This is a genomic window from Nocardia sp. NPDC049737, from assembly GCF_040674755.1.
In the GTDB taxonomy this organism is placed as follows: Bacteria; Actinomycetota; Actinomycetes; order Mycobacteriales; family Mycobacteriaceae; genus Nocardia.
Window position 1 is genome coordinate 62,227 of record NZ_JBFANH010000006.1, and the last position, 13,543, is coordinate 75,769.

At 64.7% G+C, this 13,543-nt stretch carries 12 protein-coding genes; 2 read left to right on the forward strand and 10 right to left on the reverse strand.

From position 1 onward, the window contains the following. Positions 1–2: 2 nt before the first annotated feature. The 4 genes from trpB to AB0J47_RS10640 all read right to left on the reverse strand — a co-directional run bounded on the left by trpB (position 3) and on the right by AB0J47_RS10640 (position 2,814). Complete coding sequence (gene trpB / locus AB0J47_RS10625; protein ID WP_364343280.1) at positions 3–1,238, reverse strand: tryptophan synthase subunit beta; 1,236 nt, start codon at positions 1,236–1,238, stop codon at positions 3–5. 153 nt (positions 1,239–1,391) lie between these two features. Continuing rightward, positions 1,392–1,583 carry a hypothetical protein gene (locus tag AB0J47_RS10630; RefSeq protein ID WP_364343283.1) on the reverse strand — a complete coding sequence of 64 codons (192 nt, stop codon included), beginning with the start codon at positions 1,581–1,583 and terminating at the stop codon, positions 1,392–1,394. 183 nt (positions 1,584–1,766) lie between these two features. Further along, positions 1,767–2,198, reverse strand: a complete 432-nt coding sequence (locus tag AB0J47_RS10635) for a polysaccharide pyruvyl transferase family protein (protein ID WP_364343286.1) — start codon at positions 2,196–2,198, stop codon at positions 1,767–1,769. Further along, positions 2,155–2,814 carry a TetR/AcrR family transcriptional regulator gene (locus AB0J47_RS10640; protein WP_364343289.1) on the reverse strand — a complete coding sequence of 220 codons (660 nt, stop codon included), beginning with the start codon at positions 2,812–2,814 and terminating at the stop codon, positions 2,155–2,157. Before AB0J47_RS10640 ends, AB0J47_RS10635 begins: the two co-directional genes overlap by 44 nt. Positions 2,815–2,890: 76 nt before the next feature. On the opposite strand from AB0J47_RS10640, the gene AB0J47_RS10645 reads away from it, so the two are divergent. Continuing rightward, complete coding sequence (locus AB0J47_RS10645) at positions 2,891–4,699, forward strand: FAD-dependent oxidoreductase (protein WP_364343292.1); 1,809 nt, start codon at positions 2,891–2,893, stop codon at positions 4,697–4,699. 322 nt (positions 4,700–5,021) lie between these two features. Here AB0J47_RS10645 and AB0J47_RS10650 read toward each other — a convergent pair whose 3' ends face one another. Together AB0J47_RS10650 and AB0J47_RS10655 are read right to left on the reverse strand one after the other, a co-directional pair. After that, on the reverse strand, positions 5,022–5,684 hold the full coding sequence (locus AB0J47_RS10650; protein ID WP_364343295.1) for a sigma-70 family RNA polymerase sigma factor: 663 nt from the start codon (positions 5,682–5,684) through the stop codon (positions 5,022–5,024). 198 nt (positions 5,685–5,882) lie between these two features. Next, a complete protein-coding gene (locus AB0J47_RS10655) occupies positions 5,883–6,602 on the reverse strand; it encodes a GAF and ANTAR domain-containing protein (protein ID WP_364343297.1) in 720 nt (239 codons plus the stop codon). A 327-nt stretch (positions 6,603–6,929) separates the two neighbouring features. Between AB0J47_RS10655 and AB0J47_RS10660 the strand changes: the two genes are divergently transcribed. Beyond that, positions 6,930–7,691, forward strand: a complete 762-nt coding sequence (locus AB0J47_RS10660) for a GAF and ANTAR domain-containing protein (protein ID WP_364343300.1) — start codon at positions 6,930–6,932, stop codon at positions 7,689–7,691. A 1-nt stretch (position 7,692) separates the two neighbouring features. Here AB0J47_RS10660 and AB0J47_RS10665 read toward each other — a convergent pair whose 3' ends face one another. The 4 genes from AB0J47_RS10665 to AB0J47_RS10680 all read right to left on the reverse strand — a co-directional run bounded on the left by AB0J47_RS10665 (position 7,693) and on the right by AB0J47_RS10680 (position 13,421). Further along, positions 7,693–8,400: a GAF and ANTAR domain-containing protein gene (locus AB0J47_RS10665; RefSeq protein WP_364343303.1), complete on the reverse strand. Its 708-nt coding sequence runs from the start codon at positions 8,398–8,400 to the stop codon at positions 7,693–7,695. Between the two features lie 223 nt (positions 8,401–8,623). Then, positions 8,624–10,657, reverse strand: a complete 2,034-nt coding sequence (locus AB0J47_RS10670; RefSeq protein WP_364343306.1) for an SDR family oxidoreductase — start codon at positions 10,655–10,657, stop codon at positions 8,624–8,626. 305 nt (positions 10,658–10,962) lie between these two features. Next, the gene (locus AB0J47_RS10675) at positions 10,963–12,663 is read right to left on the reverse strand and encodes a 5'-nucleotidase C-terminal domain-containing protein (protein ID WP_364343309.1); all 1,701 of its coding nucleotides are present in this window, start codon (positions 12,661–12,663) and stop codon (positions 10,963–10,965) included. Between the two features lie 98 nt (positions 12,664–12,761). Beyond that, positions 12,762–13,421 carry a cutinase family protein gene (locus AB0J47_RS10680; protein ID WP_364343312.1) on the reverse strand — a complete coding sequence of 220 codons (660 nt, stop codon included), beginning with the start codon at positions 13,419–13,421 and terminating at the stop codon, positions 12,762–12,764. Positions 13,422–13,543 lie beyond the last annotated feature (122 nt).

Below are 13,543 nucleotides of genomic sequence, written 5' to 3' on the forward strand. Positions count from 1 at the left end.
GTCTACCCGGCCAGCCCCTCCGCCGCGATGGCGAGATCCTTATCGCCGCGACCGGAAAGACCGAGTACCACGATCGAATCGGCGGGGAGCTCACCGCACTCGGCCAGCTCGAGGAGATAGCCGACGGCGTGGGCGGATTCGAGGGCGGGAATGATGCCTTCGGTTCGAGTGAGGGCGTGCAGACCTCGCAGGGCCACCGCGTCGGTGGCGGTGCGGTAGGTGACGCGACCGATGTCCTTGAGATAGCTGAGTTCCGGGCCCACGCCCGGATAGTCGAGCCCGGCGGCGATGCTGTGGGTCGGCGTGACCTGTCCGTCGTCGTCCTGCAGCAGATAGCTGTAGGCGCCGTCCATTTCGCCGGGACTGCCCGCACTGAGGGTGGCGGCGTGATCACCCGTTTCGACGCCGAGGCCCGCCGCCTCGACACCGATCAACTGGACCTCCGGTTCATCGACGAAGGGGTGGAACAAGCCGATGGCATTGCTGCCGCCGCCGACACACGCCACGAGATAATCCGGCAGTCGGCCTTCGGATTTCAGGATCTGCAATCGAGTCTCGCGGCCGATGACGGTTTGCAGATCGCGCACGATCATCGGATACGGTGCAGGACCCGCCGAGGTGCCGAACAGGTAGTGCGTGGTGTCCAGATTCGACACCCAATCCCGGACCGATTCGCTGATGGCCTCCTTGAGCCTGCGGCTGCCGGTCTCCACCGAACGCACCTGCGCGCCGAGCAGCGTCATCCGCATGACATTGGAGGCCTGGCGGCGCATATCGTGCGCGCCCATATAGATGACACACGTCATGCCGAGCATCGCGCAAACGGTCGCCACCGCGACGCCGTGCTGACCGGCGCCGGTCTCGGCGATGATCCGGGTCTTTCCCATCCGCTTGGCCAGCAATCCCTGGCCCAGTGCGTTATTGATCTTGTGTGCACCGGTATGGGCCATATCCTCGCGTTTCAGATACACCCGTACGCCGGGAACCGCGAGCAACTCGGCAAAGCGCGGCACCTGATGTAGCAGCGTGGGACGGCCGACCCGGCTCCGCAACAATTCGCGTAGTTCGTCGTGGAATCCGGCATCGGCCCGCGCCAGCGCATAGGTCTGTTCCAACTCCAGCAGCGCCGCCATCAGACCCTCGGGAACATATCTGCCGCCGAACTCGCCGAACCGCCCGCGCTCGTCCGGAAGTGTGCTCGTTAGCAACGTGCCCCGCGACACATGATCAATAACCATCCACACCAACGCTTCCTGCCGCGAGTCCCCAGCACCTGTCTACTTCGACTCGCCGCGCGGCGCGCACCCGCAACGGATTAGTTAACAGTCTCTTTAGGTTCCCGATTCGGGATTCACCACATCGGCAGCTCGGCGAAACCGCCGGTTCAGCTGTCAGACCGGCAAATCCGAGCGGTTGCGGACAGTGGCTACCCTGCGCACGCGCAGGCGGTGCAATGCGGGCTCGGCCAGGCGGGCATCACCGGCCAGCACATCGCCGCGGTGAACCAGGTCCGGGTAGTCATTGGCGATGCGGCGCTGGAAGCGATGGGCCGGAACGTAGACCGACAGCGTCACGGCAATCATCCCCCTGATCGTGGGACCGGCCGAAGCGGTCCGTTTTCCACCAATCCGAATACCGCGCCAAACCACTCCGGCCGGCATCGATCTGTTCGACGGCTCGCCGCTGCAGCGGATCCAGGAGCGCAGGTGCATCCTGCCACAGCTCGTCCAGCGCCATGGTCAATTCCTGTTCCAGTTCGGGATCGTTCAGATGCACCACGCGCAGTCCGCTCCTGAACATCTGTGCCAGGCCGTGGAATTGTCGTCGTAATACTCCGAGGCGGTGATGCCGACGGCCGGAATTCCCTGCGACAGTGCGAAAACCGCCAGATGATAGGCACTGGTGACCAATACGCGACACCGCCCGACCTGCCGGAACACATCCACTGGCGTGCCACCGCGGCCGACCGGCGGTAGCACCTTGTCCACCCCGCCAGTAGCGGCAACGTCGAAAGCCGTTCCTCGGAGGCGTATTCGGAGATGATCAGTGGCACCAGCCCGGCGTCCAATTCCGTGGCGCGGGTGCGCACCACCCGCCCGACAATCTCCTGGGCTTCGACGCTGACCTGTACATGATCCGCGCCGGGCCAGCTGGCTAATCCGTTGTCCGCTCGGCGATCTGGCCGCTGTGGACCGCACGCAACGACGCCGCGGCGAAGGCTGCGCAATAGTCGATCAGATTGTCCATCGGCACGTCCAACCGACCGCCCTGCTTCTCCACGATCACCCGCTCCAACGTCCCGACCACCGACAGCGCGAAGATATCGATGATTTCCGCGGGCGGCTGAACGTCCGGCAGCGCCTCGGTGGCCGTGGCCGCGACCAATCGGGCGAAGCGCCACAGTGCCTCGCGCATTCGATATTCGGCACCGGCAGCGGTGGGTTCGACGAAAACGATGCGCAGTTTGCGCGGATCCTCGGCCAATGCGGTGAGATACGTGCCGATACCGGCCCGCAGTTTGCGCGTCCCACGCGGCTCGCTCGCCCCGACCGCCGCGGCCACGGATGCGAACAACTCATCGATGACGTGGTCGAATACCGCCGCGAACAGCTCCTTTGTTCCGGCGAACGATTCGTAGAAGTACCGGTCGGTCAATCCGGCCGCACGACACAGATCCTTGACGCCGGTCGCCGAGTAGCCGCGCGTACCGAACAGCTCCAGCCCGGCGTCCAGGAGTTTGCCGCGCCGCGCCGCGACTCGGTCCTCCGCGCCGATACCGCCATAGGTCCGCACCGGGCGCCGCTGCATCGTCATCTTTGCATTGTCTCCCATCCCGACCGGCGATCTGATAAATATGACGATCGAAATAGTCAGATTTAGGGGTCGTGCAATGACAACTCAGCATCGGGACAACCAGCTCAGCAGACGCTCGCTGCTACGTGGCGCGGCTGCGGTGACGAGCACCGCGGGATGGGCGACACCGACCGGAATCGCGGCGGCCCAGCCGACGCCGCGACGCCGAAATAGCCCGGCGCGCAATACCGTCGCGGTGCTCGGCGCGGGCATCGGTGGGCTTACCGCAGCGCATGAACTCGCCGAACGCGGCTACGCGGTAACCGTTTTCGATCGCAAGGAACTCGGCGGCAAATCCCGCACGATTCCGCTGCCGGGCACCGGGATCGGCGGCCGCGCACCACTGCCGGGCGAGCACGGCGCGCGCGGTTTCACCTCGTTCTATCGCCACGTGCACGACACGATGCGTCGCATTCCACTGCCGGGCACCCGAAAGTCGGTGTACGACAATCTGATTCCATTCTCGGTGAGCGATCCACGCTATCCGCGCTCGGGCGATCTGCCCGACGGCTTCCCGCTGATGTTCGGGTTCTATTTCGACCCCACCCAGGCGCTCACACCGGAAGGATTGCAGCGCATCCTGGTCGAGGTGTTCATGAAGAACAATCTCGTTCCACTGCCGGAGGCCATGTATATGGCCGGACGGGTGGTCACGTATCTGACCTCGAGCGAGGAGCGTCGCTTCGGCCAGTGGGAGCATGTCAGCTGGTGGGATTATGTCGGCGCGGCAAGCAGATCCGCACAGTTCCAGGCGCTGGCCGCCACCGGCCTGACCCGAGCTCTGGTAGCCGCCAAGGAATATGTGGCCAGCACCAGGACCATGGGCAATATGATGGAGGGCTTCTTCATCGCGCTGCTGCAGGAACTGACCGGCGGCCCGAAGGTCTACGAGGTGCTCAACGGACCAACCAATGAGGCCTGGCTGGATCCGTGGATCGGGCTGCTCGAGGGCATGGGTGTGCAATTGCGGCCCGGCCACGCGCTAGAGGAATTCGTGGTGGCCGACGGTCGCATCGGCGGTGCGCGCATTCGGCGCCCCAATGGCAGCAGCGAGGTGTTCGACGCGGATTGGTATGTCTGCGCGGTGCCGACCGACCGCGCGCGACGGCTGTGGTCACCGGAGATCCGCGAGCTGGATCCGGCGCTCGGTCGAATGGATGCGCTAACCGTCGACTGGATGAACGGCATGCAGATGTTCGTCACCGAAAAGCTGGATCTCGGCAAGGGATACAACATCTACCTCGACGCACCGTGGCGGCTGACCTCCTATACCCAGCGCGCGTTCTGGGATGTGGATTACGCCGCGAAATACGGTGACGGATCGATCGTCGACGGCCTCACCATCGATATCGCCGACTGGGATACCCCGGGCATTCTTTTCGGCAAGACCGCCAAGGAATGCACCCGCGACGAGATCTACCAGGAGACCTGGGCGCAGATGACCGCCGCGCTCAACGACGACGGCCGAATCCAGTTGAAGGACGGCATCGTCGGCGAGTGGATGCTCGATCCGGGCGTCGAATGGGCGGACGGGCAGAATACGAATGACGAACCGCTGCTTGTGAATACGATCGGATCGTGGGCCGATCGACCGACCGCGCACACGCAGATCCCGAACCTGTTCCTGGCCGCCGACTACGTGCGGACCAACTTCGATCTGGCGACCATGGAGGGCGCGAACGAGGCGGGTCGCACCGCGGTGAACGCACTCCTCGACGCATCCGACTCCCCCGCCGCTCGCGTCCAACTCTTCACGCGCGATTCGATTCCCGCTTTCGAACCGTTCCGGCAAATGGATGCCGCTCGCTATAAGGCCGGTCAGCCCAATCTGTTCGACCTCGGCTGACCGACAACAGCCTGGTCATTCGCCCCGCACGGGGTTGATCTCGACCCGTTCTGCGGGAGCTGCTGGATCGCGTCGTGCTCGGTCGATCCGCGGACCACGACAATCGGCTCACCGCACGCACCGAGGACGGCGGCAGTTGGACGCTGCCGGCTCGCGGCGACACCGCCGAGGTGGACCGACCCGCGCAGACCTGCCGACGCTCGGGCAAACACATGATCAGCCCTGGACCATCGCCAGCGATGGTCATCTGCAGGATTCGATCATGATGGGTACCGACGTGCACGGCGTCGTCCACCGTCGGCACGGGCGGTCCGACCAGGCGCTAGTCGAGGGGTTCGGACAGGTCGGTCTTCAGGTGTTCGAGTCCGGCCCGGATCCGGGATTTGACCGTGGGGAGACCGACGCCGAGACGCGCCGCCACCTCGGGATAGCTGAGTCCGGAGTAGTACGCGAGCGCGATGGATTCGTGCTGGAGTTCGGTCAGATGGGTGAGGCTGCGGCGCAGGGCGTCCCTCTCGTCGTGACGCACCGCCTCCTCGGCCACCACATCGGTGGGGGGCTGATAATCGCGACTGCCCCAGGAGTGATTGTGGTCCACGGTGGCGCGTTCGTGCCGGACCCGGTCCACGGCCTGACGATGGGCCAGCATGCGCAGCCACGTGAGCACCGAACCGCGGTGCTCGTCGAACCGGATCGCGCAGCGCCACACCTCGAGGTAGACGTCGTGACAGGTCTCTTCGGCGTACCCACGGTCACGGACGATCGCCAGCACGCGCTGGTAGACCAGACCGCGGGTGCGGCGATAGAACTGCGCGAACGCATCTTGATCGCCGTCGGCTATGCGATGTACCAATTCGGCATCGACATCATGGGATTCGATATCAATCGGATCACGAAACTGACACGGAACGGGCCGCAGCGTGGTTGGAATTCGTTCGGGCCGATGTGGAATGCGTTCGGACCGAGATGAAACGAGCAGGATCACGATTGCCCCCAGACAAACAAGTGATGCGACAAGCAGGTTGATTTGGACGTATGAAGCTGCGTCGAAGCGGACCGTCGAGGGCATGGACGGCACTGGCGGAGAACGGAATCCGGCCGGGGACAGGGGCCGATAGTCCAACTTTCACATTACCGCGCCGCGCGCAAATGATCATGTACTTTCGCGCGGTAATGGATTTACTCAGACTCGCAGGCCGAGTTCGACGATCCCCTTCGCCACCGCATGTACCGCGACCCGATTCTTGCGTGCATGCGTGCGGATCAGTTCGAACGCCACCTCCGGCGTGGTGCGCCTGGCATTGGCGATAACACCCTTGGCCTGTTCGATGACGATCCGCGAATCCAGCGCATGCTGCAGCTGCGCGGTCAAACGCTGCTGCTCGCGCAGCACGTTGGAATTGACGATGTGGCCGGTCGCCATGCTCGCCAACAGTCCGCCCACCGAAAGATCCTGATCGGTCCAGACCCGTGGGCTCGGACCGTACAGGCCCAGCGCGCCGACCGTGGTCTCACCGACCCGCATCGGAATCTCGGCCAGCGAGGACAGCCCGTGCCGGACCGCCTCGGCGGCGAACTCCGGCCAGCGCTCGCCATATCGACCGATATCGTCGATCGCGATGGGTTTGCCGGACCGGAACGCGTCTACGCTCGGACCCCGTTCACTGCGATGCTGACAGAGTTCCATGGCCGTCAGCTCCTCCGGAGCCGCGGCGGCCATCCGGGAGCGCTCATCGGGCGTGAGCGCCTCGTCCGGCATCAGCATGACGGTGCAGCCGACCAAGTCGAGCGCGACAATCGCGCTGTTCATCAGTTGGCGCACCATCTCTGCTGTGTCGCCGATCACAGGTAGCAGCTCGGCCAGCCGCGCTGCCGCGGCCACCAGCACCTCATTGTCAGACACTCGCATCACCCCGCACGCGCGAAAGTCGGTCGTCCCCTCAAGTCCCGCGCCGCACTTGCTGACATTCCCATGGTATGGCTAAGCGAAGTCGCACACCACAATTTCGACACCACCTTGCTCCTTTGAATTGTCCAGCTACTCATCGGATTCCGTTGGCCGCCATCCGATAGTGGTCGACATGACTACTATTCGGATGCCACGATGGACGACAGACTCGACCTGACCGTGCCACAAAGATGTACCCGGTGAGGCTTATTTTCGCTGAATGCTCGCCGTCAAAATGTGCCGCATTGCGGCGATAGCAATCACCGCGACCGGGAGACTGCAATGGTGCCTCCGTTCGACGATCGGCAGCGCGACCGATCATCCGAGCCGCTGCCGGATTCGATCCAGTTATTACGATCACTTGTGCGCGCGGTCGACTCGCTGGCTAGCGATTTCGACGTTGTCGAACTATGTCAGCAGCTACTGGAGGCCTGTACCGAAGTCACTGGCGCGACTGATGCCGGATTGTTGCTAGCCGACCAACGTGGTGAGCTACAGGTACTGGCCTCAACAAACGAGTCGGCCCGACTGCTCGGTTTGTTACAGTACGAGGGGCCGAGCCTGGATGCCTATCGGAGCAGGACCGCCGTATCGGCTCCCGATCTGCGTGCCGACGGGGCGCTGTGGCCGGAGTTCGCACATGCGGCAGCGGCCGCGGGATATCTGTGCGCCTATGCCGTGCCGCTGCGGCTGCACCGCGACAGCATCGGTGCGCTCACCGGACTTGCAGGCTCGGCAGCCGCGCTCGGACAGCTGGATCTGCGCATCGGGCAGATCCTCGCCGATATCGCGGCCATCGGCATCGCGCAGCACGTGCTGCGCGCGCAGGACGCGACGATCCAGGCGCAGTTGCCGACCGCGCTGAACACGCGCGTAGCCATTGAGCAGGCCAAGGGTGTGCTCGCCGAGCGCGGCGACCAGGATATGGATCGCGCATTCCAAATCATGCGCGAATACGCCCGCGGCACCGGACGGCGGCTCACCGATATCGCCGGTGACATCGTCGAAGGGCGGATCGATCTGCGTGCCGATGCGGCGGAGTGAGTCAGGTATCGAAGCGGATACGATTTTCCACGACCAGCACCGCGACCTCGGCCAGCGACAACCCGTGCGCGAAGGCATAGGCGCGCAGCCGCGCATAGGCGTCGGGAGCCCCGATATCCAACTGCGCGAGCACGATTCCGGCCGCCTGGTGGATCGTGCGACTGGTCAGCGGCTGATCCCACCATTGCGCGGCGGCATGCGCGGATTTCGCCGATCCGGCCACCAACTGCGCGATGACCAGATCGGCGATATGCAGTCCCGCCGAAATCACATACGGTTCCGGCTTGCCCGGTTCGGCCCGATACAGATCGAGCACGCCGAACCGCACCACACCCAACTGCAAGGGCACCGCGACCATCGAACCCGCCACCGCGACCCGGTTCAACTCATCGGCGAAACCCGGCCACCGCACATCGGTTTCGGCCAGATCGGCCACCAGCACCGGTACACCGGCGACGACGGCGTCCACGGCCGGCCCCTGCCCCGCGGTGACCTGCACCGCCTCCACCCGCGCCGCCACCGAATCACTTGTGGCCCACAGCTGCAGCCCGGCTTCGCGCTCCTGGATCAGGATCGCGGCACGCTGCACCGGCAGCACCCGCACACAGGCGCCGCACAGGGCGGTCATCCCACCGCCTTCGGCCGACAGCTTCGTCAGAAACTCGAGGGCCGACAAAAATTCGTCGGTCAATTGATCGAACTGCCCCACACCATTCCTACGAACTCTCACGACCGTTATCCCCGCCATGAGGTCGACGGTCCCCTTGTCCAAGGATTCGTCACGACCCCGGCACTGGACCGCAACTACGCCGCGGGAAATACGGCGGGTCGGCACCGCAAGAATACGAAACACCGATCGTCCACACCAGGGCCGAACGTCCCACAGTCGCGGCAGCCAGGTCGGTGCGGGGGTCAGCCCATCATGGGATCCATCACCAGTGCAGGCCGGGGATTACCCGGGTGACCCGCGCGGCCGGGCTGGGCAATGCCATCAGCGGCAGGACCACAGGCGCGAGATAGGACAGCGCGGTGCGACCGGAGTCCTGATCCGCCTGCGCCTCCTCGACCGCGTCGGACGCCACGGTCTGCTTCCCCTGTGCCGCATGCGATTCACCGAACCAGCGGAACCCCTGGTGCATGATCGTCCGCTTGACCGACGGCATCAGCAGTTCGACCGCCTGGGCGAAGGTGCCGACCGGTGTGTCGATGCGGTGCGGGCGATCCTCGATGGCGCGCACCACGATGCCGGCGGCGCGGTCGGGATCCGGCACCGGAAGCGAGCGGTAGAGATCGGTCGGCGCGATCATCGGGGTGCGCACCAATGGCATGCGTACCGAGGTGAAAGTGATTCCCGCATCCCGATTTTCGACCGCAGCAATCTCGCTGAAGTTGTCCAGCGCGGATTTACTCGCCACATATGCCGCGAAGCGCGGCACCTTGGTCTGCACGGCGATCGAGGAGATGTTCACGATATGTCCGAAACGCCGTGCCCGCATCGATGGCAGCAGTGCGAGAATGAGTCGCACCGCGCCGAAGTAATTTACCGCCATGGTCCGCTCGAAATCGTGCATGCGGTCGGTGGAATTGACCACCGAACGACGGATCGACCGTCCCGCATTGTTCACCAGATAATCGACATGACCGTGATCGGCGAGCACCGCGGCGACCAAATCTTCGACTCCGTCGGAATCGGTGATATCGCACGGATAGGCATGAGCGACACCACCTTCGGCCCGCACCGACTCCGCCGCGGCTTGCAAATCGTCCACACCGCGCGCCACCATCAGCACGATCGCACCGCGCTGCGCGACGGCATGGGCGGTGGCCAGTCCGATACCGGAGGAAGCCCCGGTGATCAGCACGACGCGGCCGTCCAGCGGGTCGCCGCTATCGCCGGGCCGACCCCGGTTCGGGTCCAGGTTCTCGGCCCAGTACCGCCACAGGCGCTCGGCGTAGCTGTCGAACGACGGCACCGCCAGACCCGTCCCGCGCAGCTGCGCCCGGGTGGAGTCGGAGACGAATTCCGCGGCGAACGAGGTGTGCGGTGCGACCTCGGCCGGAATTCCCAACTGCTCCAACAGGAAATCGCGAACGGTGGAGACACCCGGGAGGTGGGCGAGACCGTTCAGCGCGAACCCGCTGCCGGGCACCGTGCCGATTCCGGTCGGCGCACCCGCGGCGGCCGCGAGCGCACCATAGATCTCGCCGAACGGCTGCGGTTCCAGGTTGACCAGGTGGAATGTGCGCCCGTCGAGACCCTTGCGGCGCACCAGCTCGACCATCGCACCTGCCACATAGTCGACCGGCACGATATTGGTCGCGCCCAGATCCGGCAGCAGCATCGGCAGTTCGGCAGGCAGCGCGCCCAGGCGCGAGATGGCCGGGAAGAAGTAGTACGGACCATCGATCTTGTCCATCTCACCGGTACGCGAATCGCCGACCACGATCGCGGGCCGGTACACCCGCCAGCGCACCCCTTTGGATTCGCGGACCAGCTTCTCCGCGGCGAATTTGGTCCGGTGGTACGGCGAAGTCAGCTGCTGCCCCAGGTCGAAATCCTCCTCGAAGAATTTGCCCTTGTGGTCACCGGCGACGGCCACCGAGGAGACGTGGTGCAGCACCGCGCCCAATTCGCGGGCCAGCTCCAGCACCGAGCGAGTGCCAGCGACATTGGCCGCGTGCGCGGTCTGCTCGTCGGCGGTCATGTCGTAGACCGCACCGAGGTGGATCACATGGTCGGCCTTGGGTGCGTCCTCGATCAGACCGAGGCCTTCGGCGGTCAGATCACCGAGCATCGGAAAGGCGCGTGCGCCACCCTCCCAGCCCGCGGTGAGTTCACTGAATTTCGCCACCGATGCGGTGCGAACCAGCACATGCACAATGGCTTCGGAATCGGCTGCCAGGAGTTCCTGAACCACCCGTCGGCCCAAGAATCCGGTTCCACCCGTCACGATGAAAGTCGTCATCGCATTTCCTCCTGCTGTCGCACTCGAATTGAGTTGTCACACAAGCGCGCCCGACATGCAGCAGTGAATGCGGACATCATTGATTCGGCTTACAGCCAAGTAGTTGCTGAGCCAAAGCAGGGAACACCATTGCCCTACTGGTCGGTAACTTTAATGGGCGCAGCTAGTTGCGGGCAAGCGAACGGCAGCCCAGAGCGATGTGTGAATGGTCACCAATGGGTGCCGCTAATATTGTGTGTTACAACAGTTTTCAGATAATGCTCGAACGCGAAACCTTAATCAGGACACCGCGTTTGCGCACCGGCTCAGCGCTTCTCGGTGCGGGCGGACGGGGATTCCAGCGGTGGGCGCCCCTTCAGATAGGTCTCGAAAGCATCAAGATCGATGGGCCCGACCGTCTTGTCGGCACCCTCGGTGAAGACCGTGAAACCGTCACCGCCCGAAGCCAGGAAGCTGTTGGTGGTGATGCGGTAGGTGGCGACCGGGTTGAGGGGTTGGCCGCCGATGCGCACGCTGTCGGCGACGACCTTGCTACCCTTCGGACTCGACTCGACGTAGGTATAGGTCAGCCCGGCTGGTGAGAGCACGGTCGCCTTGCCATTGCTCCATTGCTGTTCGAGCAGGCGCAGGATCTGACTGCCGGTCATGGTGAGGGTGACGACCTGATTGCCGAACGGCTGCACGCTGTAGATATCGCCATAGCTGATCCGACCGGCCTTCAGGTCGGTGCGCACACCGCCCGGATTCATGAAGGCCGCGACCGCCGCAGCGGGCGCCACCGCGGTGACCGAGAGCATCGAGTCGGCAATGACATCACCGAGCGGCGATTCACCGGAGCCCGCCGGTTCGTGCGGCAGCGACGCCGCCGCGATGCCGACCGGCCGCTGCGCGCGTGGCTCGGCCTGCGCGGCATAGAAGTCGATCAGCGAGGTGGTGGCCGCGTCCGGCGTGACCTCCCTGGTGACCACCCGGTTGACCGCCGATGCCTGCACACCGTCGGCGCCGAAGCGCAGGGCGACATCGGTGATCAGCCGACCGTAGGAGGCGGCCTGGGTGACCACCTTGCCGTCGATGGTGCAGACATACGGCTGGTGCGAATGTCCGGTGAACAGCACCCGCACCGCGGGATCGACACCCGTCGCCAAGGCGGTGACCTCGGCGGAGATGTTCGCGCAACCGTTGTAGTCGACCACCGCATTCTGGGCCGGCTGCTGCACCCCGCCGTCGTGCAGCAGCGCCACCACGGTCTGCGCGCCCGCCGACTTCACCTCGGGGACATAGCGATTGATCGCCGCGACCTCATCGCCGAAGGTGTAGCCCCGAATGCCTTCCGGGAAAACAATGCTCGCTGTCTCGGGTGTCACCGTGCCGATGACACCGATCTTGTGTCCGCCGAGCTCGAGTATCGTCCACGGCCGCAGCGTCGGCGGCAATTTACCGCCCGCATCGGTGACATTGGCGGCCAGGAACGGGAACTTCGCACCGGTGAACGGCGTGCCGGGCGAGCATCCGGCGGGCGAGCACCCACCCTGCTGTAGTCGCGCCAATTCGATGACGCCGTTATCGAACTCGTGATTGCCCACCGAGGAAGCGGCCAGTCCGATCGAATTCAAGAAGGTAATGGTCGGCTCGTCGTGGAAGAGTCCGGAGACCAGGGGGCTCGCGCCGATATTGTCCCCGGCGGACACCACGGCACTGGCCGGATACGCCTTCTTCAACCGTGCCAGATGGGTGGCGAGGTAGGCGGCGCCGCCCGCGTCGTATCCGGCGATCTTGCCGGTGGAACCCGCCGGTGGCTGCAGATTGCCGTGTAAATCGTTGAGCCCGAACAGATGTACCTCATCCGTCTGCGCGCCGCGCAGATCGTCGGTCGAGATGAGCGGGATCACTCCCGGCGCCGTCGAGGCGGTCGGTCGACCGCTGTCGGATGCGCTACCGCAGCCCGCAACCAGGGCGATGCTCATGAGTCCCGCAATGATCATGCCGATGCGACGCTGCGCTGTCATATTCAGACTGTCCCACGCCCGGGTGCCATCGGCATGAATCTCGTGCGAACACACCGGCGGCGGGGTCGGTGCTCGACCCCGCCGCGCGGATTTCCCGGTTACACCCGGCCCGCCGCGAAATCCGCGGCCGGCCAGAACGCCCAGCCGTAGTTCGTGTGCTGGCTCGGGTCGATGCCGCCACCACAGATCGGATCACCGCCGGTGCAGTAATCGGCGGTCTTCCAGGCGTAGTTGCCGGGGACCCCCCAGCCGATCAGGCGGAGGGGATCACCGAACAGCAGAACTGCGGACACCTTCCATTCGAGATCGCCGGGGAGCACGTAGATCCCGGGCAGCGCGGTCACGATGCCGGTGCCGACGACACCGTGTACTACGGCCGCGCCCTGCGAGTAGCCGACCAGGATGAACTGCTGATCCGGGCACATTTGCGACTGCCGAATGACATGGTCGGTCATGTCCTGGGTGCCGCGGCTGAGCGAAGTGGGGTCGAGCAGGTCCGCGGGATAGTCCACCCGGTAAGCGCTGCTGCTCACCGGAAGTGCTTGGAGCAGCGTGTCATACAGCGGGTCGCCGACGACGGAGCCGAGCCAGCCGGGTTCCCCGGTGCCTCTGGCGACCACCACATCGACCGCAGCACAGTCCGCCCGTGCCTGCGCGCCGATGCTGGTCACCACCCCCGCCGTAGCGACGAGCAATAGCACAGCGAATACCGGTGCCAGCCGCCACTTCTCGAATTTTCTTACCTTCCGGATTTCCATCGTGATCACCTCTCACGCCGTTGTGAGAAGCCGAGTGACGCTTGTCAGCGACAAGTGTCACTCGGCTACATTCGCGAAGGTAGGGAAGGTAGAGAGTTGCGTCAAGCAACTCAGCTGAAGCG